This window comes from Streptomyces sp. NPDC048269 (assembly GCF_040652395.1).
Taxonomy (GTDB): domain Bacteria; phylum Actinomycetota; class Actinomycetes; order Streptomycetales; family Streptomycetaceae; genus Streptomyces.
The window spans coordinates 60,016-87,000 of the sequence record NZ_JBEZLW010000009.1 but is presented as its reverse complement, the minus strand read 5'-3'; the positions used below and the strand labels follow the sequence as shown (position 1 = coordinate 87,000).

Annotated in this window: 29 protein-coding genes and 1 tRNA gene; 12 read left to right on the top strand and 18 right to left on the bottom strand. The window is 71.9% G+C overall.

Translation table 11 applies throughout. From position 1 onward, the window contains the following. The first annotated feature begins 239 nt into the window (after positions 1–239). On the top strand, positions 240–914 hold the full coding sequence (locus tag AB0D48_RS13035; protein WP_003981529.1) for a Crp/Fnr family transcriptional regulator: 675 nt from the start codon (positions 240–242) through the stop codon (positions 912–914). A gap of 170 nt (positions 915–1,084) precedes the next feature. Next, positions 1,085–1,894, top strand: a complete 810-nt coding sequence (locus AB0D48_RS13030) for a nucleotidyltransferase domain-containing protein (RefSeq protein ID WP_362394593.1) — start codon at positions 1,085–1,087, stop codon at positions 1,892–1,894. Positions 1,895–1,901: 7 nt separating this feature from the next. Here the strand turns inward: AB0D48_RS13030 and AB0D48_RS13025 are convergent, their stop codons facing one another. The 5 genes from AB0D48_RS13025 to AB0D48_RS13005 all read right to left on the bottom strand — a co-directional run bounded on the left by AB0D48_RS13025 (position 1,902) and on the right by AB0D48_RS13005 (position 4,898). Further along, the gene (locus AB0D48_RS13025; protein ID WP_362394590.1) at positions 1,902–2,201 is read right to left on the bottom strand and encodes a ribosomal protein L7/L12; all 300 of its coding nucleotides are present in this window, start codon (positions 2,199–2,201) and stop codon (positions 1,902–1,904) included. Then, positions 2,198–3,043, bottom strand: a complete 846-nt coding sequence (locus AB0D48_RS13020; protein WP_362394587.1) for an MBL fold metallo-hydrolase — start codon at positions 3,041–3,043, stop codon at positions 2,198–2,200. Before AB0D48_RS13020 ends, AB0D48_RS13025 begins: the two co-directional genes overlap by 4 nt. Then, the gene (locus AB0D48_RS13015; RefSeq protein WP_362394584.1) at positions 3,040–3,942 is read right to left on the bottom strand and encodes an NUDIX hydrolase; all 903 of its coding nucleotides are present in this window, start codon (positions 3,940–3,942) and stop codon (positions 3,040–3,042) included. Before AB0D48_RS13015 ends, AB0D48_RS13020 begins: the two co-directional genes overlap by 4 nt. A gap of 324 nt (positions 3,943–4,266) precedes the next feature. Beyond that, the gene (locus AB0D48_RS13010) at positions 4,267–4,740 is read right to left on the bottom strand and encodes a RidA family protein (RefSeq protein ID WP_362394581.1); all 474 of its coding nucleotides are present in this window, start codon (positions 4,738–4,740) and stop codon (positions 4,267–4,269) included. After that, the gene (locus tag AB0D48_RS13005; RefSeq protein ID WP_007264966.1) at positions 4,737–4,898 is read right to left on the bottom strand and encodes a DUF4177 domain-containing protein; all 162 of its coding nucleotides are present in this window, start codon (positions 4,896–4,898) and stop codon (positions 4,737–4,739) included. Before AB0D48_RS13005 ends, AB0D48_RS13010 begins: the two co-directional genes overlap by 4 nt. Before the next feature lie 72 nt (positions 4,899–4,970). On the opposite strand from AB0D48_RS13005, the gene AB0D48_RS13000 reads away from it, so the two are divergent. Together AB0D48_RS13000 and AB0D48_RS12995 are read left to right on the top strand one after the other, a co-directional pair. After that, positions 4,971–5,966: an ArsA-related P-loop ATPase gene (locus AB0D48_RS13000; RefSeq protein ID WP_362394579.1), complete on the top strand. Its 996-nt coding sequence runs from the start codon at positions 4,971–4,973 to the stop codon at positions 5,964–5,966. Next, complete coding sequence (locus tag AB0D48_RS12995; protein WP_362394576.1) at positions 5,963–7,198, top strand: ArsA family ATPase; 1,236 nt, start codon at positions 5,963–5,965, stop codon at positions 7,196–7,198. Before AB0D48_RS13000 ends, AB0D48_RS12995 begins: the two co-directional genes overlap by 4 nt. 32 nt (positions 7,199–7,230) lie before the next feature. Here the strand turns inward: AB0D48_RS12995 and AB0D48_RS12990 are convergent, their stop codons facing one another. After that, positions 7,231–7,581, bottom strand: coding sequence for a WhiB family transcriptional regulator (locus AB0D48_RS12990; RefSeq protein ID WP_257559391.1), 351 nt, complete (start codon positions 7,579–7,581; stop codon positions 7,231–7,233). Positions 7,582–7,978: 397 nt separating this feature from the next. Here AB0D48_RS12990 and AB0D48_RS12985 point away from each other — a divergent pair, with 397 nt between their 5' ends. Further along, positions 7,979–10,264, top strand: coding sequence for a transglycosylase domain-containing protein (locus AB0D48_RS12985; protein WP_362394573.1), 2,286 nt, complete (start codon positions 7,979–7,981; stop codon positions 10,262–10,264). A 67-nt stretch (positions 10,265–10,331) separates the two neighbouring features. Here the strand turns inward: AB0D48_RS12985 and AB0D48_RS12980 are convergent, their stop codons facing one another. After that, positions 10,332–10,793, bottom strand: coding sequence for a GatB/YqeY domain-containing protein (locus AB0D48_RS12980; RefSeq protein ID WP_362394570.1), 462 nt, complete (start codon positions 10,791–10,793; stop codon positions 10,332–10,334). A 68-nt stretch (positions 10,794–10,861) separates the two neighbouring features. On the opposite strand from AB0D48_RS12980, the gene AB0D48_RS12975 reads away from it, so the two are divergent. The 3 genes from AB0D48_RS12975 to AB0D48_RS12965 all read left to right on the top strand — a co-directional run bounded on the left by AB0D48_RS12975 (position 10,862) and on the right by AB0D48_RS12965 (position 13,567). Continuing rightward, positions 10,862–11,800: a metallophosphoesterase gene (locus AB0D48_RS12975; protein ID WP_362394567.1), complete on the top strand. Its 939-nt coding sequence runs from the start codon at positions 10,862–10,864 to the stop codon at positions 11,798–11,800. Positions 11,801–11,915: 115 nt separating this feature from the next. Further along, positions 11,916–11,989, top strand: a tRNA-Pro gene (locus AB0D48_RS12970). A 336-nt stretch (positions 11,990–12,325) separates the two neighbouring features. Further along, positions 12,326–13,567, top strand: a complete 1,242-nt coding sequence (locus tag AB0D48_RS12965; protein ID WP_362394564.1) for a cation:proton antiporter — start codon at positions 12,326–12,328, stop codon at positions 13,565–13,567. On the opposite strand, the gene AB0D48_RS12960 is transcribed toward AB0D48_RS12965, so the two are convergent. Further along, entirely contained in the window at positions 13,564–14,100 is a 537-nt protein-coding gene (locus AB0D48_RS12960; protein ID WP_362394562.1) for a DUF5956 family protein, read from the bottom strand. The genes AB0D48_RS12965 and AB0D48_RS12960 overlap by 4 nt on opposite strands. A gap of 138 nt (positions 14,101–14,238) precedes the next feature. Between AB0D48_RS12960 and AB0D48_RS12955 the strand changes: the two genes are divergently transcribed. Beyond that, entirely contained in the window at positions 14,239–14,931 is a 693-nt protein-coding gene (locus tag AB0D48_RS12955; RefSeq protein WP_362394559.1) for a TetR/AcrR family transcriptional regulator, read from the top strand. Between the two features lie 10 nt (positions 14,932–14,941). Here the strand turns inward: AB0D48_RS12955 and AB0D48_RS12950 are convergent, their stop codons facing one another. Genes AB0D48_RS12950 through AB0D48_RS12940 form a run of 3 tightly spaced genes read right to left on the bottom strand, consistent with a single transcriptional unit; the run spans position 14,942 to position 17,084 of the window. Next, positions 14,942–15,541 carry an HD domain-containing protein gene (locus AB0D48_RS12950; RefSeq protein WP_362394557.1) on the bottom strand — a complete coding sequence of 200 codons (600 nt, stop codon included), beginning with the start codon at positions 15,539–15,541 and terminating at the stop codon, positions 14,942–14,944. Between the two features lie 6 nt (positions 15,542–15,547). Further along, a complete protein-coding gene (gene codA, locus AB0D48_RS12945; protein WP_362394554.1) occupies positions 15,548–16,849 on the bottom strand; it encodes a cytosine deaminase in 1,302 nt (433 codons plus the stop codon). A 58-nt stretch (positions 16,850–16,907) separates the two neighbouring features. Then, positions 16,908–17,084 carry a hypothetical protein gene (locus AB0D48_RS12940; protein WP_362394551.1) on the bottom strand — a complete coding sequence of 59 codons (177 nt, stop codon included), beginning with the start codon at positions 17,082–17,084 and terminating at the stop codon, positions 16,908–16,910. Between the two features lie 87 nt (positions 17,085–17,171). On the opposite strand from AB0D48_RS12940, the gene AB0D48_RS12935 reads away from it, so the two are divergent. Further along, positions 17,172–18,977, top strand: coding sequence for a prolyl oligopeptidase family serine peptidase (locus AB0D48_RS12935; RefSeq protein WP_362394548.1), 1,806 nt, complete (start codon positions 17,172–17,174; stop codon positions 18,975–18,977). A 42-nt stretch (positions 18,978–19,019) separates the two neighbouring features. Further along, on the top strand, positions 19,020–19,793 hold the full coding sequence (locus tag AB0D48_RS12930; protein ID WP_362394544.1) for an SURF1 family protein: 774 nt from the start codon (positions 19,020–19,022) through the stop codon (positions 19,791–19,793). 14 nt (positions 19,794–19,807) lie between these two features. Here the strand turns inward: AB0D48_RS12930 and AB0D48_RS12925 are convergent, their stop codons facing one another. The 7 genes from AB0D48_RS12925 to AB0D48_RS12895 form a co-directional block, all read right to left on the bottom strand. Next, positions 19,808–20,881 carry a hypothetical protein gene (locus AB0D48_RS12925; protein ID WP_362394542.1) on the bottom strand — a complete coding sequence of 358 codons (1,074 nt, stop codon included), beginning with the start codon at positions 20,879–20,881 and terminating at the stop codon, positions 19,808–19,810. After that, positions 20,878–21,693, bottom strand: coding sequence for a SigE family RNA polymerase sigma factor (locus AB0D48_RS12920; RefSeq protein WP_362394539.1), 816 nt, complete (start codon positions 21,691–21,693; stop codon positions 20,878–20,880). Before AB0D48_RS12920 ends, AB0D48_RS12925 begins: the two co-directional genes overlap by 4 nt. A gap of 169 nt (positions 21,694–21,862) precedes the next feature. After that, positions 21,863–22,936, bottom strand: a complete 1,074-nt coding sequence (locus AB0D48_RS12915) for an aspartate-semialdehyde dehydrogenase (RefSeq protein WP_362394536.1) — start codon at positions 22,934–22,936, stop codon at positions 21,863–21,865. Next, entirely contained in the window at positions 22,933–24,207 is a 1,275-nt protein-coding gene (locus AB0D48_RS12910; protein ID WP_362394533.1) for an aspartate kinase, read from the bottom strand. Before AB0D48_RS12910 ends, AB0D48_RS12915 begins: the two co-directional genes overlap by 4 nt. Before the next feature lie 130 nt (positions 24,208–24,337). Continuing rightward, entirely contained in the window at positions 24,338–24,985 is a 648-nt protein-coding gene (locus AB0D48_RS12905) for a DUF5063 domain-containing protein (protein ID WP_362394530.1), read from the bottom strand. Then, the gene (gene recR, locus AB0D48_RS12900) at positions 24,978–25,577 is read right to left on the bottom strand and encodes a recombination mediator RecR (RefSeq protein ID WP_030010802.1); all 600 of its coding nucleotides are present in this window, start codon (positions 25,575–25,577) and stop codon (positions 24,978–24,980) included. Before recR ends, AB0D48_RS12905 begins: the two co-directional genes overlap by 8 nt. A 36-nt stretch (positions 25,578–25,613) precedes the next feature. After that, positions 25,614–25,958, bottom strand: coding sequence for a YbaB/EbfC family nucleoid-associated protein (locus tag AB0D48_RS12895; RefSeq protein WP_362394527.1), 345 nt, complete (start codon positions 25,956–25,958; stop codon positions 25,614–25,616). Between the two features lie 255 nt (positions 25,959–26,213). On the opposite strand from AB0D48_RS12895, the gene AB0D48_RS12890 reads away from it, so the two are divergent. Then, positions 26,214–26,960 (top strand): SLATT domain-containing protein, encoded by a 747-nt coding sequence (locus AB0D48_RS12890; RefSeq protein WP_362394525.1) that lies wholly within the window; start codon positions 26,214–26,216, stop codon positions 26,958–26,960. The last annotated feature ends 25 nt before the right edge of the window (positions 26,961–26,985 follow it).

The window sequence follows — 26,985 nt, the reverse complement described above, 5'->3', positions numbered from 1 at the left end:
GGCGGTCACTCCCGCAGACCCCTTGGCCTGTGCTCTCACCGGCTTCTTGGACACCCGGCCAGCCTAAGGCCGACCGCTGACACCCGCCCGGACCTCAGGTAACACCACCCCGATTGGCCTCCCACCGCACAGCACACCCGTACGTCCGGCATCCTTGGTAGTGATTGATCGCACTGTTTGAGCCGTCCGGCAAAATGGGAGACCGGTCCCCTGAGCTGGTCGACATAGGAGAGAGACTCGTGGACGACGTTCTGCGGCGCGCCCCGCTCTTCGCGGCGCTCGATGACGAGCAGGCCGCGGAGCTCCGCGCCTCCATGGGCGAGGTGACCCTCGCACGCGGTGACGCCCTGTTCCACGAGGGCGATCCCGGCGACCGGCTGTATGTCGTGACCGAGGGCAAGGTGAAGCTCCACCGCACCTCCCCCGACGGCCGCGAGAACATGCTGGCCGTCCTCGGCCCCGGCGAGCTGATCGGCGAGCTGTCGCTGTTCGACCCGGGCCCGCGCACCGCCACCGCCACCGCGCTGACCGAGGTCAAGCTGCTCGGCCTGGGCCACGGCGACCTGCAGCCCTGGCTGAACGCCCGGCCCGAGGTCGCGACCGCGCTGCTGCGCGCCGTCGCGCGGCGCCTGCGCAAGACCAACGACCAGATGTCCGACCTGGTCTTCTCCGACGTTCCCGGCCGTGTGGCGCGGGCGCTCCTCGACCTGTCGCGCCGGTTCGGCGTGCAGTCGGAGGAGGGCATCCACGTGGTGCACGACCTCACGCAGGAGGAGCTCGCGCAGCTCGTCGGCGCCTCTCGCGAGACCGTGAACAAGGCGCTGGCCGACTTCGCCGGGCGCGGGTGGCTCCGTCTGGAGGCGCGTGCGGTGATCCTGCTGGATGTGGAGCGCCTCGCGAAGCGGTCGCGCTGACGCCGGTATCAGCCGTTGAGGGGTCCTGCCCGGGTGGGCGGGGCCCCTTTCGCGTCTCCGGGTGCGGCTCCGTCGCCGGGGTTCCGCCCCGGCCCCCGCGCCCCGCACTCCCCCGGACCGCCCCGTCCGGGGAGACCCACGGGCGGGGGCGGCCGATGCACAGTGGAGCTATGGAACACAGAGGTCTCGACGCGTACGGGTACTTCGATCGGGAGGGGTCGCTCGGCCAGGTGCAGGACGGGTTCAGGGGGGTCGTGGCCGCGGCGCGGGAACGGATCGCCGAGGCGTATGGGCGGCGGCTGCACAGCGCGTACCTGTACGGGTCCGTGCCGCGCGGGACGGCCCGGCCCGGGCGGTCCGACCTCGACCTGCTGATCGCCCTGCACCACGAGCCCGCCGATGAGGACCGGGACATCGCCGAGGTGCTGGCGCGCGGGCTCGACGAGGACTTCGAGGAGATCGACGGCGTCGGCCTCCTGCTGTACGGCAAGGACACCCTGCTGAGCGAGCAGGAACGATTCGACCTGGGCTGGTTCCTCGCCTGTCTGTGCACCCCGCTGCTCGGCGCCGACCTGGCCGAGCACCTGCCCCGCTACCGCCCGGACAGCCTCCTCGCCCGGGAGACCAACGGTGACCTGGCCGACGTACTGCCCACCTGGCGGGCCAAGGCGCAGGCGGCGTCGGCCCCGGACGAGTACCGGAAGCTCAGCCGGGACTTCGCGCGGCGCCTGGTCCGCACCGGATTCACCCTGGTCATGCCGCGGTGGGGCGGCTGGACCAGCGATCTCGCCGAGTCCGCGGAGGTCTTCGGCACGTACTACCCGGAGCGCGCCGCACAGATGCGGGCCGCGGCCGCCGCGGCGCTCGACCCGGTCGCGGACCCGGCCGTGCTGCGCGGCTACATCGAGGACCTGGGGCCGTGGCTCGCGGACGAGTACACGGCCCGCCACGGCACGAAGACGCGGCGTACGCGGCGCTAGCCGTCGCTCAGGACTTCCGGGCGACCTCGAGGGCTTCGACGGCGAGCTTGGCCTCCGCCAGGCCCGCGCCGGTGATCTGGCGGTAGGCCTTGATCGCCGAAATCTTGCGGTCGGCCGCGAGCAGGTCGCGCACCTCGTCCATCCCGGCCGGCTCCGGCTCCTCTATGCCGAAGTGGTCCAGCACGAGGGCCAGGCGGCGCTCGGTCCGGTCCGCCTTGAGCTGCAGGCTCTGCACGCGGAGCGTCACCGTCGAGGTGATCCAGCCGGCTGTGGCAACCAGCATGACCAGCAGGAACACGGTGTTCATTCAGGGCCTCCAGGGATCAGTCCGTGATCTTGAAGGTACTCCAGCTGCGCCCGGACGGACCACTCCGCGGCGGGCCACAGGGAGCGGTCCACGTCCGCGTAGACGTGGGCGACGACGGCCGCGGGGGTGGTGAAGCCGTCCTCGACGGCGGTCTCGACCTGGGCGAGGCGGTGCGCGCGGTGGGCCAGGTAGTACTCGACAACGCCCTGGGCGTCCTCCAGGACCGGCCCGTGCCCGGGCAGGACGGTGTGCACGCCGTCGTCGACCGCGAGCGAGCGCAGCCGGCGCAGCGAGTCCAGGTAGTCGCCCAGGCGGCCGTCGGGGTGCGCGACGACGGTGGTGCCGCGGCCGAGGATGGTGTCGCCGGTCAGGACGGCCTGGTCGGCCGGCAGGTGGAAGCAGAGCGAGTCACTGGTGTGGCCCGGGGTCGGGACCACGCGCAGCTCCAGCCCGCCCGTCCGGATCACGTCCCCGGCGGCCAGTCCCTCGTCGCCCAGGCGCAGGGCGGGGTCCAGGGCGCGGACCTTGCTGCCGGTGAGCTCGGCGAACCGGCCGGCGCCCTCGGCGTGGTCGGGGTGGCCGTGGGTGAGCAGGGTCAGGGCGATCCGCTTGCCGGCCCGCTCGGCGGTGTCGATGACGGCGCGCAGGTGCCCCTCGTCCAGCGGGCCTGGGTCGATGACGACGGCCAGGGCGGACCCGGGCTCGGACAGCAGCCAGGTGTTGGTGCCGTCCAGGGTCATCGCGGACGCGTTGGGGGCCAGGATGTTGACCGCGCGGGCGGTGGCGGGCCCGGAGGTGACGACCCCGCGGGGCTGGCCGGGCAGTGCGGCGGCGTCGGTCATGCGGTGCCTCCGGGGCGCACTCGCTTCGTGAACTCGTCGTGGCCCGGCCAGCTGAGCACCAGCTCGCCGTCCTCCAGCGTGGCCCGGGCCAGTACGGGGGTCAGGTCCTGCGCACCGGCCGCGGCGAGTGCGTCGGCGGCGCTCCCGTACGGCTCCAGCGAGCGCAAGGTGGAGATGGTGGGCGGCATCATCAGCAGCTCCCCCTTGTCGTACCCGGCGGCGGCGTCGGCGGGGCGGATCCAGACGGTCCGGTCGGCCTCGGTGGAGGCGTTGCGGGTGCGCTGCCCCTCGGGGAGCGCGGCGACGAAGAACCAGGTGTCGTAGCGGCGCGGCTCGAACTCCGGGGTGATCCAGCGCGCCCACGCCCCCAGCAGGTCGGAGCGCAGCCGCAGGCCGCGGCGGTCCAGGAACTCCGCGAAGGACAGCTCCCGCGCCACGAGGGCCAGCCGGTCGGCCTCCCAGTCGTCGCCGGTGGTGTCGCCGACGACGGTGTCCGGCGTCTGCCCGGCGAGCAGTACGCCCGCCTCCTCGAAGGTCTCCCGGACGGCGCCGCAGACGATGGCCTGGGCGGTACGGGTGTCCGTGCCGAGGCGGTGGGCCCAGTCGTCCCGGCTGGGTCCGGCCCAGCCCACCTGGTGCTCCTCGTCCCGGGGGTCGACCCCGCCGCCGGGGTAGGCGTACGCGCCTCCGGCGAAGGCCATCGAGGCGCGGCGGCGCAGCATGTGCACGGCGGGTCCCGCGGGGGTGTCGCGCAGCAGCATCACGGTGGCGGCGCGGCGGGGGTCCACCGGAGTGAGCGAGCCTTCGGCGAGCGCACGGATGCGGGCGGGCCACTCCGGCGGGTACCACTGGCCTCCGGCAGGGGGCTGGGGCTGGGGCTGCTGCTGACCATTCGGCATGGCCGGATGCTACGGCCATCCGGGCCGATGTTCGAGGGCACCCGGGAGCGACTAGGCCTCCGGCCGCCGGAGCCGCGGCGGAGCGGGGCCTTGGGCGGGGCTGCGCACGGCCTCCTGGGGCTCCGCCCCGGACCCCGCGCCTTCAAATGCCGGCGGGGCTGGATTCGGCTGATGCCGTCCGCCTGGCAGGCGTGGAACGGGGCGCTCCGCGCCTCTTCGCGCTGGCGGGCTTGGATTGCCCGCAGGACAATTTCAGCCCGCCGGCGTTTGAGGCGCTGGAGGTCCCCCCGGACGCAGGCCGCGCGAGCGGCGCGTCAGGAAAGGTCAGGCTCCGGCGACCAGTTCGACCTGGATTTCGACCTCGACCGGGGCGTCCAGCGGGAGGACCGCCACACCGACCGCGCTGCGGGCGTGGACGCCCTTGTCTCCGAGGACGGCGCCAAGGAGCTCGCTCGCACCGTTCAGCACGCCCGGCTGGGCCGTGAAGTCGGGGGCCGAGGCGACGAAGCCGACGACCTTCACGACACGCGCGATCTTGTCGAGGTCACCGACGAGCGACTTGACCGCGGCCAGGGCGTTCAGCGCGCACGTGGCGGCCAGTTCCTTGGCCTGCTCCGGCGAGACCTCGGCGCCGACCTTGCCGGTGACCGGCAGGTTGCCCTTGACCATCGGGAGCTGGCCGGCGGTGTACACGTACACGCCCGACCGCACGGCCGGCTGGTACGTGGCCAGCGGCGGGACGACCTCGGGCAGGGTCAGGCCGAGCTCGGCCAGCTTCGCGTCGACAACGCCGCTCATGCCTTCTCCCGCTTGAGGTAGGCCACGAGCTGCTCAGGGTTGTTCGGCCCGGGCACGACCTGGACGAGCTCCCAGCCGTCCTCGCCCCAGGTGTCCAGGATCTGCTTGGTGGCGTGGACCAGCAGCGGGACCGTCGCGTATTCGAACTTCTTGGTCATGGGAGCGAGGGTAGTGCCTGTCCTACGGGGCTCATGCGCGCCCCGGGATCCGAGTCGTTAGGCTCGGACGCTGTGAGCAGGCTCCAGGTGGTCAGCGGCAAGGGCGGCACCGGCAAGACCACGGTCGCCGCGGCACTCGCGCTTGCCCTCGCACGCGAGGGCAAGCGGACTCTTCTGGTGGAGGTCGAGGGCAGGCAGGGGCTCGCCCAGCTCTTCGGCGCCGAGGCGCTCCCGTACGAGGAACGCAAGATCGCCGTCGCGCCCGGCGGGGGCGGCGAGGCCGGGGGCGAGGTCTTCGCGCTCGCCATCGACGCCGAACGGGCGCTGCTGGACTACCTCCAGATGTTCTACAAGCTCGGCTCGGCGGGCCGCGCGCTCAAGAAGCTCGGCGCCATCGACTTCGCCACGACCATCGCCCCCGGGCTGCGCGACGTGCTGCTGACCGGCAAGGCGTGCGAGGCGGTGCGGCGCAAGGACAAGACCGGCCGGTTCGTCTACGACCACGTGATCATGGACGCGCCGCCGACCGGGCGGATCACCCGGTTCCTGAACGTCAACGACGAGGTGGCGGGCCTGGCCCGGTTCGGGCCGATCCACAACCAGGCGCAGGCCGTCATGAAGGTGCTCAAGTCCCCCGAGACGGCCGTGCACCTGGTCACCCTCCTGGAGGAGATGCCCGTCCAGGAGACCGCGGACGGCATCGCCGAGCTGCAGGAGGCCGGGCTTCCGGTCGGCCGGGTCGTGGTGAACATGGTGCGCCCGCACCATCTGGACGAGGACACCCTGCGTGCCGCGGCCGGCGAGCACCGGGCCGAGGTGGCCAAGGCGCTGTCCCGGGCGGGCCTGGGCGGCGCGCGCCGCGGCGCGGCGGCCGAGCGGCTGGTGGACCCGCTGCTCGCACAGGCCGCCGAGCACGCGGGCCGGGTGGAGCTGGAGCGCGCGCAGCGCACCGTACTCGCGGAGCTGCGCGTGCCGACGTACGAACTCCCCCTGCTCGGCGCGGGGATGGATCTGGCCGGGTTGTACGAGCTGGCCAAGGACCTGCGGAAGCAGTCGGTGGCCGAATGAGCGAGGGGGTGGACACCGTGGGACTGGACACTCCGCCGCGGCTGGCGGTCGACCGGCTGCTGGACGACCCGGAGACCCGGATCGTCGTGTGCTGCGGGGCGGGCGGGGTCGGCAAGACCACCACGGCCGCAGCGCTGGGGGTACGGGCGGCCGAGCGGGGGCGCAAGGCGGTCGTGCTCACCATCGACCCGGCGCGGCGGCTCGCGCAGTCGATGGGGATCGACTCGCTGGACAACACCCCGCGGAGGGTGGCGACCGTGGGGGCGGGCAACGGCGAACTGCACGCCATGATGCTGGACATGAAGCGGACCTTCGACGAGATCGTCGAGGCGCACGCGGACGGCGAGCGGGCCCGGGCCATCCTCGCCAACCCCTTCTACCAGTCGCTGTCGGCCGGCTTCGCGGGCACGCAGGAGTACATGGCGATGGAGAAGCTGGGGCAGCTGCGGGCCCGGGACGACTGGGACCTGATCATCGTGGACACCCCGCCGAGCCGGTCCGCGCTGGACTTCCTGGACGCGCCGAAGCGGCTCGGGTCCTTCCTGGACGGGAAGTTCATCCGGGTGCTGATGGCTCCGGCGAAGGTGGGCGGCCGGGCGGGCATGAAGTTCCTCAACGTCGGCATGTCGATGATGACCGGCACGCTCAGCAAGCTGATGGGCGCCTCGCTGCTGAAGGACGTGCAGACCTTCGTGGCCGCGATGGACACCATGTTCGGCGGCTTCCGCACGCGCGCGGACGCCACTTTCCGGCTCCTCCAGGCTCCCGGTACGGCCTTCCTCGTGGTCGCGGCGCCCGAGCCGGACGCCCTGCGCGAGGCGGCGTACTTCGTGGAGCGGCTGGCCGCGGAGAGCATGCCGCTGGCCGGTCTGGTGCTGAACCGGGTGCACGGCAGCGGCGCCGACCAGCTGTCCGCCGCACGGGCGTTGGCCGCCGCAGAGAATCTTGAGGAAGGCGGCATTGTCGATCAGGAGTCCGGGAAAGCTGGACTTCGTGACGCCGCCGACGACGGCTCCCCCGACGTGGACGAGATCACGGCAGGACTGCTGCGCCTGCATGCCGAACGGATGCAGGTGATCGCGCGTGAGCAGCGCACACGCGATCGCTTCACCTCACTGCACCCCGAGGTGGCGGTGGCCGAAGTGGCCGCCCTGCCCGGCGATGTGCACGACCTCGCCGGGCTGCGGGCCATCGGAGAGCGACTCGCGGCCGGGGTTCCGGCCGGAGCGTAGGCGTTCTGTCCGTACGTGCGGGTCCGGGTGATCTACCCGGCCGCCGCGTACGTCTCGTACGGAACGTCGATCTCCTCGTCGGCATCCATGGTCAGGATGCCTGTGCTGCGCTCGTACTCCGTGCGGGCGGTTTCGAGCAGCCGTCGCCACGAGGTGACGGTGGGACGCCGGCGCAGCAGCGCACGTCGTTCCCGCTCGGTCATTCCGCCCCACACGCCGAACTCGACGCGATTGTCGAGCGCGTCGGCCAGGCACTCGGTCCGCACCGGACATCCGGTGCACACCGCCTTGGCCCTGTTCTGTGCCGCTCCTTGAACGAACAGTTCATCCGGATCGGTAGTGCGGCAGGCTGCCTGCGCACTCCAGTCGGTAACCCAGCCCATCCCGGCGCCGTCCTCTCCCGAATCGAGGCTCCCCCACGGCGGCAGCGGCATATTCACCGCTGCCAGTTGAGGACGTTACGGAAGGTAGGCACAGCGCAACACCCCCGACGGGCCCAATCTTGAATGGTCCGAACGGACTATGGGTAAGCGGCAGATCACCCGACGGAGTGATCGGACGACATGCCCGGCCATTCCGGCGATTCGGGTGAAATCACCGAGTCGCCAGTTGAGTGCACCTCACACGGAAGGCGGGATTCGGACATGAGTCCACCCCATTCGGGAAGGGTGAAAATCAAGCCGAGGGGTTGATGTCGCACCGCACTGCTGTGACAGTTGGGGACAGCTTAGGCCAAGGCATTCGCGCGCGTCCGGGGAATGAGAACGTAGGCTGCCCTCCATGGGAAAGAAGCGCTCGGGCGGCGGGCTCACGGGGAGCCAGCAGGCCGCCAAGTTCCTCGGGGTGTCCGTTCTCTCCGGAATCGTGCTGGCCGGCATGGCGATTCCGGCGGCAGGCGCCCTGGGGCTCGCGGCCAAGGGCACGGTCGAGGGATTCGACGAGATCCCGGCCAATCTCAAGACGCCGCCCCTGAGTCAGCGGACCACGATTCTGGACGCCGAGGGTGGCTTGATCGCCACTGTCTATTCGCGCGACCGGCAGGTAGTCCCGCTCACGGCGATCTCCCCGTACATGCAGAAGGCAATCGTCGCCATCGAGGACTCGCGTTTCTACGAGCACGGCGCGGTCGACCTGAAGGGCATCCTGCGCGCGGTCAACCGCAACGCACAGGAAGGCGGCGCCGCCCAGGGCGCCTCCACCCTCACCCAGCAGTACGTGAAGAACGTGTTCGTCGAAGAAGCCGGCGACGACGAGACCAAGGTGCGCGAGGCCCAGGAGAAGAGCCTCGGCCGCAAGATCCGCGAGCTGAAGTACGCGATCCAGGTCGAGGAGGAACTCGGGAAGAAGAAGATCCTCGAGAACTACCTCAACATCACGTACTTCGGCCAGCAGGCCTACGGAATCGAATCCGCGGCCCAGCGCTACTTCAGCAAGCCGGCCAAGGACCTGACCCTGGAGGAGTCCGCGCTGCTCGCGGGCGTCGTCCAGTCGCCGAGCCGGTACGACCCCGTGAACGACGCGCAGGAGGCGATGAAGCGCCGCAACGTCGTCCTCCAGCGGATGGCCGACATCAAGGACGTCTCGCAGGCGGAGGCGGACGCGGCGAAGGCGAAGCCGGTCACGCTGAAGGTGACCCGCCCGAAGAACGGCTGCATCACCGCGGTCAAGGGCGCGGGCTTCTTCTGCGACTACGTGCGCAACACCTTCCTGACCGACGCGGTCTTCGGCAAGACGCGCGAGGAGCGGGCGAAGGTCTGGAACCAGGGCGGCCTGACGGTACGGACGACCCTGGATCCGCAGTCGCAGGACGCGGCCAACGAGTCGATCAAGGACCACGTGTACCAGGAGGACTCGATCGCGACGGCTGTGACCATGGTCCAGCCGGGCACCGGCCGGGTGCTCGCGATGGGGCAGTCCAAGCCGTACGGCTTCGGGAAGAACGAGACGCAGATCAACTTCTCCGTGGACAAGCGGATGGGCGGCTCGAACTTCGGCTTCCAGGTGGGCTCGACCTTCAAGCCGTTCATCGCGGCGGCCGCCCTGGAGCGGGGGATGCCGCCGACGAAGGTGTACCAGGCACCGAACAAGATCGACTACCCCACCCCGATCTCGAAGTGCGACGGCACGCAGTGGCTGAACCTGCCGGTCGACGGCAAGATCCAGACGGCCAAGAACGAGACCGAGGACGAGATCGGCCCGTACGCGCTGAAGACGGCGATGGAGAAGTCCATCAACACGTACTTCGTCGAGATGATCGGCGAGATCGGCCTCTGCCCGGTGACGGAGATGACGCAGAAGCTCGGCGTGGTCCCGGCCGACGGCTCGAAGCTTCCCGAGGCCCCGTCCATCGCGCTCGGTTCGGCCGAACTCTCCCCGCTGACGATGGCCAACGCGTACGCCACCTTCGCCAACCGCGGCGTCTACTGCACCCCGGTCGCCATCGAGTCGATCACCGACGCGCACGGCAAGGCGCTCGCCGTGCCGAAGAGCAAGTGCGACCGGACGATGTCGACGGATACCGCCGACACCATCAACACCCTGCTGCGCGGAGTGGTCGACTCCGGTACGGGTGAGCGGGCGGGTCTGACCGACCGCGACAGCGCGGGCAAGACCGGTACGACGGACTCCCGGTACAACGCCTGGTTCGTCGGCTACACCCCGAACATCTCCGGCGCGGTGTGGGTCGGCTCCGGCGGCGCGAAGAAGATCACGATGGAGGACATCGTGATCGGCGGCAAGCCCTACGAGAAGGTCTTCGGCGGCGGGCTGCCGGGCCCGATCTGGAAGGACGCGATCACGGGCGCGCTGTCCGGGCGTGATGCTCCTGCCTTCACCACGGTCAGCATCCCGGAACCGATGCTTCCGTCCGGCGGCCCCCGCGGCAACAAGCCGCCCACGACCCCGACGAACCCGAACAAACCCGGCAAGCCGGGTGGCGACAACAAGCCCGGCGGCCGCCCCGGCGGGCAGACGGCCGGCGGGGCCACGGGCGGGAACGATCCGGAGAACCCGTTCCCCGGGATCACGATCCCTCCGGGCGTGATCGGCGGACGCGACACCCAGTAGGCACTGACACGAGAGGGGCCCCAGCCGGATCCGGCTGGGGCCCCTCTCCGCACCTACGGCGCAGGCCTCAGGAAAGCTGCTGCTTGACGACGGCGGCGACGCGGCCGCCCTCGGCCAGCCCGGCCACCTTCGGGTTCACGATCTTCATCACGGCGCCCATGGCACGCGGCCCCTCGGCGCCCGCCGCCCTGGCCTCCTCGACGGCCTGCGCCACGATCTCGGTGAGCTCCTCGTCGGTGAGCTGCTTGGGCAGGTACGTGTCGAGGAACTCGCCCTCCGCGGTCTCCCGCGCGGCCTGCTCGGCACGGCCGCCCTGGGCGAAGGCCTCGGCGGCCTCGCGGCGCTTCTTCGCCTCCTTGGCGATCACCTTGAGGACTTCCTCGTCGGAGAGCACACGTGCCTCCTTGCCCGCGACCTCCTCCTTGGTGATGGCGGAGAGGGTCAGTCGCAGCGTGGACGAGTGCAGCTCGTCGCGCGCCTTGATGGCGGTCGTGAGGTCTTCCTGGAGCTTGGCCTTGAGCGTGGTCATGCACCTGAGTCTGCCAGGTGCGGGGGCGGTAGTGCCCGTTGGTTTTCCGGGTCTGCGACGATGGGGCCATGCGTGCGCGTTACGGAGTCCCCCTGAAGGCAGCTGCCGGAATCGCCGCGGTGGGGGCCGCGGGTGTGGCCTACGCCGCCGGTTTCGAGGCGCGGTCCTTCCGCCTGCGCCGCGTCACCGTGCCCGTCCTGCCCCGGGGGATGCGCCCGCTGCGCGTGCTCCAGGTCTCGGACATCCACATGGTCTGCGGGCAGCACAAGAAACGCGCCTGGCTGCAGTCGCTGGCCGGCCTGCGCCCGGACTTCGTCGTGAACACCGGGGACAACCTCTCCGACACCGAGGGGGTCCCGGAGGTGCTCGACGCCCTGGGCCCCCTGATGGACTTCCCGGGCGTCTACGTCTTCGGCTCGAACGACTACTACGGGCCGCGCCTGCGCAACCCCGGGCGCTACCTGATCGAGAAGGTCCAGGGGCGGCACGGACTGAACGGCAACAAGCCGGTCGTCGGCGCCGTGCACAACCCGTGGGAGGACCTGCGGGACGCCTTCGACGCGGCGGGCTGGCTGAACCTCACCAACACCCGGGCCCGGCTGAAGCTGGACGGCCTGGATCTCGCCTTCACCGGGCTGGACGACCCGCACATCAAGCGCGACCGCTACGAGCGGGTGGCGGGCGGCCCGGAGGCGGACGCCGACTTCTCGATGGCGGTCGTACACGCCCCGTACCTGCGCACGCTGGAGGCCTTCACGGCGGACGGCTACCCGCTGATCCTGGCGGGGCACACGCACGGCGGTCAGCTGTGCATCCCCTTCTACGGGGCGCTCGTCACCAACTGCGACCTGGACACGGACCGGGTGAAGGGCCTCTCGACGCACGAGGCGGCCGGCCACCGCGCGTACCTCCACGTCTCGGCCGGCTGCGGCACCAACCGCTTCACCCCGGTCCGCTTCGCGTGTCCGCCGGAGGCGACCCTCCTGACGCTGACACCGAAGGCGTAGGGGCTGCCCGCACCGGCCCCGCACCCTCTGCGCGAAAACCGGATTTCGTCTCCGGCCGAGGGTCCGCTAAAGTAATCGATGTCGCCAGGGCAGCAAGCGCCGCAAGGGCGACGATCGGGGTGTAGCGCAGCTTGGCAGCGCGCTTCGTTCGGGACGAAGAGGTCGTGGGTTCAAATCCCGCCACCCCGACAGAGTAAGACCAGGTCAAGGGCTTGATCCGCATCGCGGGTCAGGCCCTTCCTGCGTTCCGGGTGATCGGTCGGGAGAAATCCGGACGGGAGGAATCCGGGAGAGGCGCGTGATCGGCTTCTCGCGCTCGGCCGGCGTCGTCATCCGAGCTCGTCGTTCACCAGTTGGTTCCCCGATCCCTGGTTCCCGGTCCCGCACGATGATCGAAACGTGATGCCTCGGAATCGGGACTCTTCCCGAGGTCAAGATCTTCATCACCGTCTTCCGCTACAGCAGCGGAGTCATGGGCATCGTCGTGTCGGCCACCACACGCACCGATCGACGAGGTCCGGGGACATGACCAGTCATCAGTTGCAGTTCCTCTTCATCGACATCGCACTCGTCCTCGCCATGGCGCGGGGGCTCGGACACCTGGCGACGCGGGTCGGGCAGCCCGCGGTCATAGGGGAGATCATCGCCGGCGTACTGCTGGGCCCGACGCTGCTCGGGGGCCCGCTGAGCGAGACGCTGCTGCCGGCCGAGGTGCGTCCGGTGCTCGCCGGGATGGCCGGCCTCGGCGTCGCGCTGTTCATGTTCGCGGTCGGTCTGGAGATCGACGGCGCCGCCCTCCGGGGCAACGGCCGGGTGACCGCCGCCGCGGCCATCGGCTCGTCGGCCGTGCCGTTCCTCCTCGGCACCGGACTGGCCTTCGTCCTCATGCGCAGTCACGAGAGCACTGACCGCGCGGCGTTCGTCGTCTTCGTCGGACTGTCCGTCTCGGTCACCGCGTTCCCCGTACTGGCCCGCATCCTCACCGACCGGGGGCTGAGCCGGACCGCGGTGGGAGGGATCGCCCTGGCCACGGCGGCCGTCGTCGACGTGGTCGCCTGGGCGGCACTCGCCGGGGTCAGCGCATCCGTCGGCGCCGGGGACGGCCATTGGCTGGTCCTTCTCGTACTCCCCTACCTGCTGGTCATGCTGTTCGCGGTGCGACCCCTGCTGCGACGCTGCCTGGCGCCCGGCGGCGAAGCGAAGCCCTTCACCCCGCTCCGCTTCGCCGTCGTCCTGACGGGGGCGCTGCTGTCGGCCGCCGCCACCGAGGCCATGGGCATGCACCACATCTTCGGCGCGTTCGTCTTCGGCTTGGTCCTGCCCCGGGAGGGGACGCGGGCGCTGCGCGAGGACCTCCGCGAACGCACGGGCCATCTCACGGGACTGCTGCTGCCCGTCTACTTCGTGGTCGCCGGATTCCAGGTGGACCTGGGCGGTCTCGGCCTGCCCGGGCTCGCGGAACTCGCCCTGATCATGCTGGTGGCCGTCGGGGGCAAGTTCGGCGGCACCTACCTCGCCGCCCGCTCCCAGAAGCTCCCGCGCGCCTCCGCCGCGACCCTGGCGTCCCTGATGAACACCCGGGGGCTCACCGAGCTGGTGATCCTCGGAGTCGGTCTCGAGCTGGGCCTGCTGGACGGATCCCTGTACTCGATGATGGTCGTCATGGCCGTGGTCACCACCATGATGACCGGCCCGCTCGTGTCCCGATTCCACCCCGACGCGCCGGCGCCCGGGGACCGGGTGGCCACGCCCACGGCGTCGGTCTAGACACTGCCGGCCGGGGGCTCCTGGAGTGCGGCGAGTTCGGCGCGGGTCAGGTCGAGGAATTCGGGGCTGAGGCCCGGTTCCGTGCCGCGGTAGGCGGCCCTCGCGTCGAGGTGGTCGAGGACCTCGCCGACCGTGGCGAAGGGGCCGACCGGGCGGAGCAGCCAGAGGCGCCCGGTGGGCCGGGGCGGGAGGCCCAGGGCGGCGAGGGCCCTGTCGGTCTCTCCGTCGAGCTCGCGGAGGTCGGTCTCGGGGAGCGGGGCGCATTCCACACCGGTGATGTGGCCGTGGCCGTCCAGTGAGGTCTCCACCGCCCAGTGGGTGGAGCGGTCCGGGATCCAGGTGCGGGCCGCCGGGGGCCAGACGTACGGGAGGAACGCCCAGCGCAGCTCCTCGGGCGCGGGCTCCCAGCCGAGTGCCTCCAGCTCCCGGATCTCGGGCAGCCGGTCCGGCTCCAGTTCGCTGCGGCCGGTGCGGCGCAGTGCGAGCGGGTGCGGTGTTCCGTCCTCGTCCCACGACATCTCGTCCCACGACATGCGGGCACGCTATCCGACGCGGTGGCGGATGGGGTGACCAGCGGGGTGGCGCCCCCTCCGTATGTGGACGATGTCCACTTCCCGCCCTTAGGCTGCGACCTGCAAGTAGACGCTGTCCACATGTGAGAGAAGAAGCGAATGCCCTCCACGACACCGGACTCCGATCCACCGGCGAAGCGCGCCACGTACCGGCACGGCAACCTCCGCAACGCCCTCCTCGACGCGGCGCTGGAGCTGGCCCGCGAGGGCGGCCCCGACGCCGTCTCGCTGCGCGAGGTCACCCGGCGCGCCGGGGTCTCGCCCAACGCCGCGTACCGGCACTTCGCCGACCGGGCGGCCCTGGTGCACGGGGTCTCGCAGGCGGCCATGGCCCGGGTGGCGCTCACGATGGAGGACGAGATCGCGCGGGCGACCGCCGCCGCGGGCCCGGCCGACGCGGCGACGGCCGACGCGGGCACCGCCGACGACGCGGCCGTCGCCCGCGCGCGCTTCCGCGCCGTCGGGACGGGGTACATCCGCTTCGCCGTGACCGAGCCTGGGCTCTTCCGCACCGCGTTCCACGTCCCGGCCGACATGACCTACGCCACGGACACCACCGCCGCCGGCGCGGGCGGGCTGACCCCCTTCGAACTGCTGGGTGCCGCCCTGGACGACCTCGTGGAGACGGGCCTGCTGCCCGCCGCACGCCGCCCGGGCGCCGAGTTCCTCGCCTGGTCGGCGGTGCACGGACTGGCGGTGCTGATGATCGACGGCCCCCTCCGCGGCATCACCGCAGCCCAGGCCCACGACGCCGGCCAGGACCTGATCGGCATGATCGAGCGCGGCCTGTGACAGCCGCCGCTCAGCCCTGCCGGCCGAACCGCTCCAGCGGGTTCGCCGCGATTCGGGTGGCCGCGCCCCCCGCGACGTAGGCGGCCGCCGCACAGTCGGGCTTGCGCTCGGCCTGGTCCTCGACCAGCGCGAGGAAGGAGGCGCCGAAGTCGCCCCGCGGATACGCGGCGAGGAGGCCGGCCGTGAACGACGGGGCGAACTCGGATACGCGCAGGCCCGATACGTCGGCGCTCGTACCGACTTGGAGGAGGTGGCTCTCCACGTCCTCGGCCGCGCTCACGTCGTCCCGCATGTGCAGGACGATCACCTCCGCGGCGCGGGCCCGGCGGGCCGCAGGCCAGCCCAGGCCCGCCGTCAGGACGCGCGCGACATGGCCGCCGGCCTCCTCGAAGGGAAGGGTGTGGCTGTCGAACGGCGCGGTCAGGCCCAGGTCGTGGACCAGGGCCGACACGTAGAGGAGTTCCGCGTCGTACGCCAGGCCGTGCGCCTCCGCGTACTGCGCGCCGAAGGCGTACGAGCGGACCGAGTGGTTGAGGAGGTCCGCGTCCGCGTACTCCGAAGCGATCTCCAGGGCGGCCCGGGCTGAAGGGGTGTCAAGCGACCATGTCATGGGGCGTCAGCGTAGGCTCCTGCCGAAGTCGACCTCCGACCGGGGCTCGCCCGGCCAGTACAGGAGGGCCGGGGCGGGCGGGGTCTCGGCGAGGACGGTGCCGCGCGAGACGACGTACCGGGGGCGGACCTGGCGGCGCAGCGCCTCCTCCGGCGTCGGGGCCGGCAGTAGGACGAAGGAGGCGGGGGCGCCCTCCGTGATGCCGTACTCCGTGTCCGGCAGGCCCAGCACCCGCGCCGCGCGCTCCGTCACCATCGAGAAGGCCAGCGGGATCTCGTCCGCTCCGGTGAGCTGGGCGGCGTACAGCCCGACCAGGGCGGTCTGGAGCGGGTTTCCGGTGCCGAGCGCGTTCCACGGGTCCATCACGTCGTCGTGGCCGAAGGCCACGTTGACCCCCGCCGCCAGCATCTCCTTGACCTGGGTGAGGCCGCGCCGCTTGGGATAGGCGTCGAAGCGCCCCTGGAGGCCCAGGTTGGCGAAGGGGTTGGAGACCAGGTTGATGCCGGAACGGGCGAGCAGGTGCTGGAGTTTGAAGCTGTACGCGCCGTTGTAGGAGCCCATCGCCGTCGTGTGGGAGGCCGTGGCGCGCTCGCGCAGGCCCGAACGCAGCGCGAGGGTGGCCAGTACCTCCACGAAACGCGACTGCTCGTCGTCGATCTCGTCGCAGTGGACGTCCACCCGCAGGCCGTGTTCCTCGGCCAGTGCGAAGGCCGTCCGCAGCGAGGCCACGCCGTCCTCGCGGGTGTCCTCGAAGTGCGGGATGGCGCCGACGACGTCCGCGCCGCGCGTGACCGCCTCGCGCAGCAGCGCCTCGCCGCCGGGGAACGAGACGATGCCCTCCTGCGGGAAGGCCACGATCTGCAGGCTCATGACGTCCCGGACACGGTCGCGCACTTCGAGCAGCGCGTCGAGCGCGGTGAGGGCCGGGTCCGTGATGTCGCAATGGGTTCGCACGTGCAGCACCCCCTGCGCTGCCTGCCATCGCAGCACCTCGGTTGCCCGCGCGAGCACGTCCTCACGGGTCAGGGTCTGCTTGCGCTCGCTCCAGCGGGCGATGCCCTCCCAGAGGGTGCCGGAGACGTTGGGGCGCGGTTCCCCGGCCGTCAGGGCCGTGTCGAGGTGGATGTGCGGCTCGACGAAGGGCGCGGTGAGGAGGCAGCCGTGGGCCTCGATCAGGGTGCCCGTGGCCGGCGGCTCCTTCTGGTCGTCGTACGGGACCACCCGCGCGATCCGGCCGTCCTCGGCGACCTCCACGTCGGACAGGCCATCGGTGTGGAGCAGCCGGGCGCCCCGGACGATCATCCGCATGCGGCCACCGTAGGCCCTGCCCGGGCGATCTCCGAGGACCTCCGCTCGCCTCCCGGACTCAGCCCCGCTTGGCCTGGGCCTTCTGCTGCATGCCCCGCGTCTTCGCGGAGAGCGACTGCACGTCCCTGACCGCGGCCTTGGCGCGCGCCTCGGCCGCCGTGTTCTTCGCCATCGCGCGCTCGGAGTCCTGGTGGGCATGGTGGCCGTGGTGACCGGTGCGAGCCTTCTTCGCCATGATCGTTCCTCCTTGGACTACGGGTTCCACTGTGCGCCCGTACGGAGCAGTCGGCATCCCGGCGACCGCGGCGGCCACAATGGGCGCATGACCAGCGACAGCGAGATCACCCCCGAGATGCCCGACTGGGAGAAGCGGTTCCGGGCACCGCGCGTCGGGCTGCCCGACTGGGCGGAGGACGCCCCGGACCGGTCGCTCTTCGTCTCCAACGCGACCGGGACCTTCGAGCTCTACGCCTGGGACCGCGCCACCGGCACCCAGCGGCAGGCCACCGACCGCCCCAACGGGACCACCGACGGCACCCTCTCCCCCGACGGCGAGTGGATCTGGTGGTTCTCCGACACCGACGGCGACGAGTTCGGCACCTGGGTGCGCCAGCCCTTCGCCGGCGGCCCCGACGAACCGGCCACCCCGGGCCTGGAGCCCTCCTACCCCGCCGGGCTCGCCATCGGGCGGGACGGGACGGCCGTCGTCGGACGCTCCACGGACGAGGACGGCTCGACGATCCACGTCGTACGCCCCGACGGCCCGGCGCCCACCGTGATCTACCGGCACCGGGAGTCCGCCGGGGTCGGCGACCTGTCCCGCGACGGAACGCTGATCGCCGTCGAGCACACCGAGCACGGCGATGCGATGCACTCCGCCCTGCGCGTGCTCACCCTCGACGGGACCACCGTCGCCGACCTCGACGACTCCCGGGGCGGTACCGAGGAGCTGGGCCTGGAAGTACTGGGCTTCGCCCCGGTCGCGGGCGACACCCGGCTGCTGGTCGGCCACCAGCGGCGCGGCCGCTGGGAGCCGATGGTCTGGGACGTGGCCACCGGATCCGAGGAAGAACTCGCGATCGACCTGCCCGGCGACGTCAGCGCCGAATGGTACCCGGACGGCTCCGCCCTGCTGGTCGCGCACAGCTTCGAGGCGCGCAGCGAGCTCTGGCGCTACGACCTGGCCGCAAGGGAGCTCGTACGCGTGGACACGCCGCCGGGCACGGTCTCCGGTGCGACGGCGCGCCCCGACGGGACGGTCGAGTACCAGTGGTCCTCGGCGGCCGAGCCCTCGGCCGTACGGTCCACGGCGGGCAGGATCGTCCTGGACCCGCCCGGCTTCCGGCCTCCCGGCTCGGTGCCGGTGGAGGACGTGTGGGTGGAGGGCCCCGGCGGACGGATCCACGCCCTCGCGCAGCGGCCGGCGGGCCACGGCGACGGCCCCTTCCCGACGGTCTTCGAGATCCACGGCGGGCCCACCTGGCACGACAGCGACGCCTTCGCGGCGGCCCCGGCGGCCTGGCTGGACCACGGCTTCGCGGTCGTGCGGGTCAACTACCGGGGCTCGACCGGCTACGGCCGCGAGTGGACCGACGCCCTCAAGCACCGGGTCGGCCTGATCGAGCTGGAGGACATCGCGGCCGTCCGGGAGTGGGCGGTGGCCTCCGGCCTCGCCGACCCGGCGCGCCTGGTGCTGTCGGGCGGCTCCTGGGGCGGCTACCTCACGCTGCTGGGGCTGGGCACGCAGCCGGACGCCTGGGCGGTGGGCCTGGCCGCCGTACCGGTCGCGGACTACGTGACGGCATTCCACGACGAGATGGAGGCGCTGAAGTCCCTGGACCGCACCCTCTTCGGCGGTACGCCGGAGGAGGTCCCGGACCGCTTCGAGGCGTCCTCCCCGCTGACGTACGTGGACCGGGTCACGGCTCCCGTCCACATCGCGGCGGGCGTCAACGACCCGCGCTGCCCGATCCGGCAGATCGACAACTACGTGGACCGGCTGGCGGCGCGCGGCGCGGTGCACGAGGTGTACCGGTACGACGCCGGGCACGGCTCGCTGGTCGTGGAGGAGCGGATCAAGCAGGTCCGGATGGAGCTGGAGTTCGCGCTCAAGCACCTGCCGCGCTGACCCCCCGGCGGGATGGCCGGTGCACCCCCGTACGGTGGTGGGGTGCACCGGTTTCTCCTGACCCCGCGCTGGTGGGGGATCAACGTCTTCGTCGCGCTCGCCGTTCCCTTCTGCCTTTTCATGGGGTCCTGGCAGCTCGGCCGGTTCGAGGACCGCGTCGACAGCCATCGGGAGGCGACCGCCGAGCGGCCCGCCGACCAGGCGCCCGAGCCGCTGGAATCGCTCCTCCCGGTGGACAAGAAGACCTCCGGAAGGCTCGCCTCCACTTCCGGCGAGTACGGCGAACAGCTGCTGGTCCCCGAGCGGCGCCTCGACGGCGCGACCGGCTTCTACGTCCTGACCCTGCTGAAGACCGACTCCGGCAAGGCCGTCCCGGTCGTCCGGGGCTGGCTTCCGGGAGCGGCCGACCCGGCGAAGGCGCCGGCCGCGCCGGCCGGCCGGGTCGAGGTCACCGGCGCCCTCCAGGCCTCGGAGAACTCCGGCACGAAGGGCGTCCAGGCCCAGGGCGGCCTCCCGGCCGGGCAGCTCGGGGTCGTCGGAGCCGCCTCGCTGGTCAACCTCGTCCCGTACGACCTGTACGACGCCTGGCTGACCGTGCAGAACCCCTCCGACGGGCTGACCCCGGTCCCCGCGCAGGCCCCCAACGACACCGGGCTCGACCTGAAGGCCTTCCAGAACCTCGGCTACACCGGCGAGTGGTTCGTCTTCGTCGCCTTCGTGCTCTTCATGTGGCTGCGCCTCTACCGCCGCGAACTCGAAACCCTCCGCGACACGGAGGCGGGCCTCCTCCCGGCCGAGACGGCGACGACGGCCTGAGGCCCTCTCGCCGCCTACGGCTTGGGCGCGTCCACCGGGATCGCCCCCGTGCGGTACACCGTGCCCGTGCACGCCTCGGGGATCGTCGTCTGCGTGGTCGGGGACCCCGCCTGCGGGGTGTGTGACACCGCCACACCGGCCGGCGCCGGAGTCGTGACGTCCGTCCTCGGCTCGGGCGCGTCCGCCGCGGTCCCGGAGGCCCCCGCCGCGTCGCCGGACCGGGCCGGCGGCTTCGAGCCCGTCTCCGTGCTCGGCGCGGCGCACGCCTCCCCCGACGGCACGAACGCGAACTGGACCTCGTACGCCGTGTTCGGCTGGAGCACCAGCGCCGGCGCCTCAGCCGACGGATCGGGCAGCAGCCCGCTCGCCGGATCCCCGGCCGTGTGGCCGACCACGGTGACCCCGGCGCCCGGCCCGGTCCCCGTACCGGCAGCGGGGGCCGCCGTCACGGTGTCCGGGCCGGTGACGGTACAACCGCGCGCCGAGACGTTCGTGACCTTGAAGCTTCCGTACACCTTGCCGTCGGCCCGCCGGGCCTGGGCCGAGCCCACCACCCCCAGCTGCTCGGCGCCGCACCCGGGCGCCCCCGCGGCGGCCGCCGGCGGCTGCGGGCCCGTGCCCGCCACCGGAGCCGTGCCGGTGCCGGTCGGACCGGCCGTCACGCCCCCGGCCGGGGCGCCGGCCGCCGTCGGGTCCGGCTGCCCGGTGGCGCCGCCCGCTTCGGGGGCGCCTCCCGTGGAGCGGGGGGACCTGGGCTGGGCCCCGGCGCCGTTCTGGTGCGGGTCGGACGGCACGGCGGCCGGCTTCCCGCCGGGTTCCCCGTGCCCGGCCATGGCCGAGTGGTCGGTGGCGGTGCCCTCCGCGGCCGTCATGTGCAGCGCGGCCGGGATCGCCGTCCCGGCGAGCAGGGCCACGGCCGCGGCGCCGACGTAGACCTGCCGCTTGAGGGTCCGGCGCGCGGGGATGGCGTACCTCAGCCGCTCCAGCGCGCCCTCGGAGGGCTCCAGGCCCTCGACGGCCCCGCGCAGCAGGCCCCGCAGCGCCTCTTCCTGGCCCGCCCCGCCCTGCGGAGTGTGGTCGTCCCTCATGACTGCGCAGCCTCCATCGCCACCCGCAGCGCGGCAATGCCCCGCGATCCGTACGCCTTCACCGAGCCGAGTGACACCCCGAGCGTCTCCGCGACCTGGGCTTCCGTCATGTCCGCGAAGTACCGCAGCACGAGCACCTCTCGCTGGCGGCGCTGGAGTCCGCGCATCGCCTTGATCAGATCGTCCCGTTCCAGCTGGTCGTACGCGCCTTCCTCGGCGCTCGCCATGTCCGGCATCGGCTTCGACAGCAGCTTGAGGCCGAGGATGCGCCGGCGCAGGGCGGACCGGGACAGGTTCACGACGGTCTGGCGCAGGTACGCCAGCGTCTTGTCGCGGTCGCGCACGCGGTTACGGGCCGAGTGCACGCGGATGAACGCCTCCTGGACCACGTCCTCGCAGGAGGCGGTGTCGTCGAGGAGGAGCGCGGCGAGGCCCAGGAGCGAGCGGTAGTGCGCCTGGTAGGTCTCCGTGAGGTGGTCGACGGTGGTGCCGGCCACGACCTCGGCCACGGCCTCGGCCGCCGGCTCGGCCCCCGGCCCGGTCATCGCCCCGGCCGCCACGTCGGACGCGGCCCCGGTCACCGTCCCGGCCGTCTCGCCCCTGCCCCCGGCCGCGTCAGCGCTGTCGCGCGGCGCGGGCACGCGGCCGCCCCGGGTCGGCGAGGCGGCCCGTACGGGCGCCTCGGACGGCTCCGCCGGCGGGACGGGAACGATCACGGGGAGACCGCCGCCGGGCGCGCGGGAACTCCGGCGCGGCGGGATGATCCCGATGCGTGCCGGTACGACGGCCAGTTCGAGCAGTGCCTCTGCCACGCCTGTTGGACACGCGTCCCCCCGTCAGGGTTGTACGCGCGAGGCAGCCTCACCAGCAATATCCCCATTGCGCTCATGCGTACCCGCTCTTCCCGATTGCCCCGTCTTTCGAGACGGCAGTCGGGCCATCACCTTGATCAAGGGATCAGCACCGATCCTACAAAGCGAATTACGCAAATTCACCCGCGATCAGTTCCGCGATCTGCGTGGCATTCAGGGCCGCGCCCTTGCGCAGATTGTCGGCGCACACGAAGAACTCCAGCGAGCGCGGGTCGTCGAGCGAGGCCCGCACCCGCCCCACCCAGGCCGGATCCGTGCCGGCGGCGTCCGCCGGCGTCGGGAACTCCCCCGCCGCAGGGTCGTCCACGAGGACCACACCGGGCGCGGCCTCCAGGACCTCCCGGGTGTGCGGGGCGTCCACCTCGTTCTCGAACCGGGCCCGCACGGTCAGCGAATGCCCGGTCAGCACCGGGACCTGTACGCAGGTCACGGCGATCGGCAGCTCCGCCAGGTCCAGGATCCTGCGGGTCTCGGCCCGTACGGCCAGCTCGTGCGAGGACCAGCCGTCCTCGCGCAGCTCACCGGACCACGGCACGACGTTGAGGGCCAGCGGAGCCGCGAAGGGCCCGGTGTCCTCGCCCACGGCGCGGCGGACGTCCCCGGGCTGCTCCCCGAGGGAGGTCCCGGCGACCAGCGACAGCTGGCGGCGCAGCACCTCGGAGCCGGCCCGGCCGGCGGCGCCCGCAGCCTGGTACGAGGAGACGGCCAGCTCGGCCAGGGTGTACTCGGCGTGCAGCGCGCCCAGGGCCGCGATCATCGCGGCGGTCACGCAGTCGGGGCCCGCGACGACGCCGCGCGGCCGGATCCGTACGGCGTGCCCGTTGACCTCGGGCACCACCAGCGGCACCTCGGGATCCTCCCGGAAGGCGGCGGACTGGTCCACGACGACGGCCCCGCGCGCGGTGACGACGGGGGCCCAGCGGGCCGAGACCTCGGCCGGCGTGAGGAAGATCGCGACGTCCCCCGGCCCGAGGCCGTCGAAGGCGTCCTCGGTGAGGGCGAGCACCTCGCTCTCCTCCGCGCGGACGGCCAGCACCCGGCCGGCCGAACGCGCGGAGGCGATCAGGCGTATGTCGCCCCAGACGTCCGCCCGCTGGGACAGGATCTGGAGCAGGACGGAGCCGACGGCTCCGGTCGCCCCGACCACGGCGAGCGCCGGGCCGGAGGACCGGGCTCGGGTCATCGTCCGGTGCCTCCGTAGACGACGGCCTCGTCGCTGTCGGAGTCGAGGCCGAAGGCCGTGTGCACGGCGCGGACGGCCTCGTTGACGTCGTCCTGGCGGGTCACGACCGAGATGCGGATCTCGGAGGTCGAGATCAGCTCGATGTTGACGCCCGCGTCGGACAGCGCCTGGAAGAACGAGGCGGTGACGCCCGGGTTCGTCTTCATGCCCGCGCCGACCAGGGAGATCTTGCCGATCTGGTCGTCGTAGCGCAGGGAGTCGAAGCCGATCTGCCCCTTCGCCTTCTCCAGGGCGTCGATGGCCTTGTGGCCCTCGGCCTTGGGGAGGGTGAAGGAGATGTCGGTGAGGCCGGTCGAGGCCGCCGACACGTTCTGCACGATCATGTCGATGTTGATCTCGGCGTCCGCGATGGCACGGAAGATCGCCGCGGCCTCGCCCGGCTTGTCCGGGACGCCGACGACCGTGATCTTGGCTTCGGAGACGTCGTGAGCGACTCCGGAGATGATGGCGTGCTCCACCTGCTCGTCCCCTTGCGGCTGTTCGTTGCTGACCCAGGTTCCGCGCAGTCCAGAGAAGGACGAGCGGACGTGGATCGGGATGTTGTATCGGCGTGCGTACTCGACGCAGCGGTGCAGCAGCACCTTGGAACCGGAGGCGGCGAGCTCCAGCATGTCCTCGGAGGAGATCCAGTCGATCTTCCGGGCCTTCTTCACGACGCGGGGGTCCGCGGTGAAGACGCCGTCGACGTCGGTGTAGATCTCGCAGACCTCGGCGTCCAGCGCCGCGGCGAGCGCGACGGCGGTGGTGTCCGAGCCGCCCCGGCCGAGGGTGGTGATGTCCTTGGAGTCCGCGGACACGCCCTGGAAGCCGGCGACGATGGCGATGTTGCCCTCGTCCAGCGCGGTGCGGATACGGCCCGGCGTGACATCGATGATGCGCGCCTTGTTGTGGACCGAGTCGGTGATCACGCCAGCCTGGCTACCGGTGAACGACTGGGCCTCATGGCCCAGGTTTTTGATCGCCATGGCCAGCAGGGCCATGGAGATCCGCTCTCCGGCGGTCAGCAGCATGTCGAATTCGCGTCCGGCAGGCATCGGAGACACCTGCTCGGCGAGATCGATCAGCTCGTCCGTCGTGTCGCCCATCGCGGATACCACGACGACCACCTGGTGGCCGTTCTTCTTGGCATCCACGATCCGCTTGGCGACGCGCTTGATGCCCTCGGCATCGGCTACGGAGGAGCCTCCGTACTTCTGCACGACAAGGCCCACGTGCGCTCCTCGCTCAGTCCGTCTCATTGCTGGTGCAGTCTAACGAGCGGCCGCGATCCGACCGCTTCGTACCACATCATGAGACGAAAAGATCACAGCTTACGTTCCCCACCGGGGCTTCTACGTGCGGCTACTTGCGGCCGAGCCCGCCGAGTTCCTCGGCCATGACCTGACCGGCCTGCTCCGCGAGGTCCTCCTCGGCCAGGTCCTCGTCCGTGTCCAGGCCGTCCAGGGCCGCCAGCGGCTGATCCAGGCGTACGTGCGCGATCAGCGACTGGAGGGCACGCAGGGTGGCCGAGGCCGTCGGGCCCCAGTTGGTGAAGTACGAGAACTGCCACCACCACAGCGCCTCTGTGATCCGGCCCGCCTGGTGGTGGATGAGCCCGTGCCGCAGGTCGGCGACCACGTCGGCCAGGTCGTCGGAGATCCGGTGGGCGACCGGAACCTTGCGCGGCTCGTACGGGTCGAAAACCTCGGAGTAGACGTCGACCGGCTCCAGCATCAGCGCGAACCGCTCGCGCAGGTCGTCCACGTCCGGCTCCGGACCGAGGTCGGGCTCGTAGCGCTCGTCGGGCAGCACGTCCTGGTACGCGCCCAGCCGGCCGCCCGCCAGCAGCAGCTGGGACACCTCCAGCAGGAGGAAGGGCACCGCGCTGTCCGGGTCCTCGCCCTTGGCCACCTCGGTGACCGCGACGATGAAGGACTCGATCTGGTCCGCGATCGAAGCGGCGAAATCGTCCGGGTCCTGGCCCATGGCGTGCAGCATTGCATCAGACATCGAGAAGTCGCCTTCCTTCAAAGGCCCGCCCGAGCGTGACCTCGTCCGCGTACTCCAGATCTCCCCCGACGGGGAGCCCGCTGGCCAGGCGGGTGACCTTCAGGCCCATCGGCTTGATCATGCGGGCGAGGTAGGTGGCGGTCGCCTCGCCCTCCAGGTTCGGGTCGGTGGCGAGGATCAGCTCGGTCACCTCGCCGTCCGCCAGGCGCGCCAGCAGCTCACGGATGCGCAGGTCGTCGGGGCCGACGCCCTCGATCGGGCTGATCGCTCCGCCGAGGACGTGGTACTTGCCCCGGAACTCGCGGGTCCGCTCGATCGCGACGACGTCCTTCGGCTCCTCCACGACACAGATGACCGTGGTGTCGCGGCGCGGGTCACGGCAGATGCCGCACCGCTCCTCCTGCGCCACATTGCCGCACACCGCGCAGAACCGGACCTTGTCCTTCACCTCGAGCAACGCGTGCGCGAGGCGGCGGACGTCGGTGGGCTCGGCCTGCAGGATGTGGAAGGCGATCCGCTGCGCGCTCTTGGGCCCGACGCCGGGCAGCCTGCCCAGTTCGTCGATCAGGTCCTGGACCACGCCTTCGTACAACGGACTGCCTTCTTTCTCTGTGTGTCGGTGCGGGTACTAGAACGGGAGACCGGGAATGCCGCTGCCGCCGCCCAGGCCCTGGGCGAGGGGGCCCAGCTTCTGCTGCTGGAGCGCCTGGGCATTCTCGTTGGCCGCCTGGACAGCCGCGACCACCAGGTCGGCGAGCGTCTCGGTGTCGTCCGGGTCCACGGCCTTCGGGTCGATCACCAGGGCGCGCAGCTCACCGGAACCAGTGACGGTCGCCTTGACCAGACCGCCCCCGGCCTGGCCCTCGACCTCGGCCTGGGCGAGCTCCTCCTGGGCCGCGGCGAGGTCCTGCTGCATCTTCTGGGCCTGCTGGAGCAGCTGCTGCATGTTGGGCTGGCCACCACCGGGAATCACAGGTAACTCACTCCGTACAGTCGGGACGCTTGGTCAATCCGAGCCTACGTGCTCCCCGGGCGCTGCGCCCTACGCCGTGAGGACCAACTCTTTCGAGTGAGAGTCGGGGCGTGCGCGTACCTGCTGGCGCCCTCCTTGCGGGCGGAAATCCCGGGATACGTTGTCCATCGCGCGTCATTCGAAGGTAGGAAGAGCATGCGCACCATTGCGCACACGCGCACCACCACACGTCAGCGCAGGCAGAGGGAGTGCCGGGTGAGCCAGCCGGAGATGCAGCCCGAGGGGCCACCCCGGGATCCCCGGGAGGAGGGCGGCGGGCCTATGGCGGCGGGCGATCTGACCGGCCGGCCGTTCCCCCTCGGGGACTGGGGCGAGCCCGCGGAGCGCCTCGACGAGCTCTACCGCCGGGTCGAGGACGACGCGCTGCGCACCGCCGAGTGGTACCTGTCCGACCGCGCGTGGAAGCGCCGGGGCGCGCGCGTACTGCGCGCCGGGGCGGCCCTCGGCGCCGTCACGGGCGCCGCGATGCCGCTGCTGGAGCTGACGGGCTCGGCGCGGGGCGCGTCGGCGTACGGGTTCCTCGCGCTGCTGCTGGGCGCGGCCTGCCTGGCCGGCGACCGGTTCTTCGGCCTGACGTCCGGCTGGATGCGGGACGTCGCCACCGCGCAGGCGGTCCAGCGCCGTCTGCAGACGCTCCAGTTCGACTGGGCCTCGGAGAACGTACGGGAGGTGCTCGGCCCGACGGAGGGCACGGCGAGCGAGGCCGCCGAGCGCTGCCTCACGGTGCTGCGGCGCTTCTCGGAGGACGTGACGGAGCTGGTCCGCTCCGAGACCGCGGAGTGGATGGTGGAGTTCAGCTCGGGGCCCGCTCCGCTGGTGATGCAGTCCCTGGGCGCCGCGAGCGCCCGCTCGGACGCGTACATCCCCCCGGCCCGCTTCCCCCTCCCCCCGGGCACCCGCCCCAACATGCCCCGCCAACGCCCCCCGGAACAGCCGCGCTGACCTGCCCTTCAGCCCCACGGGGCGG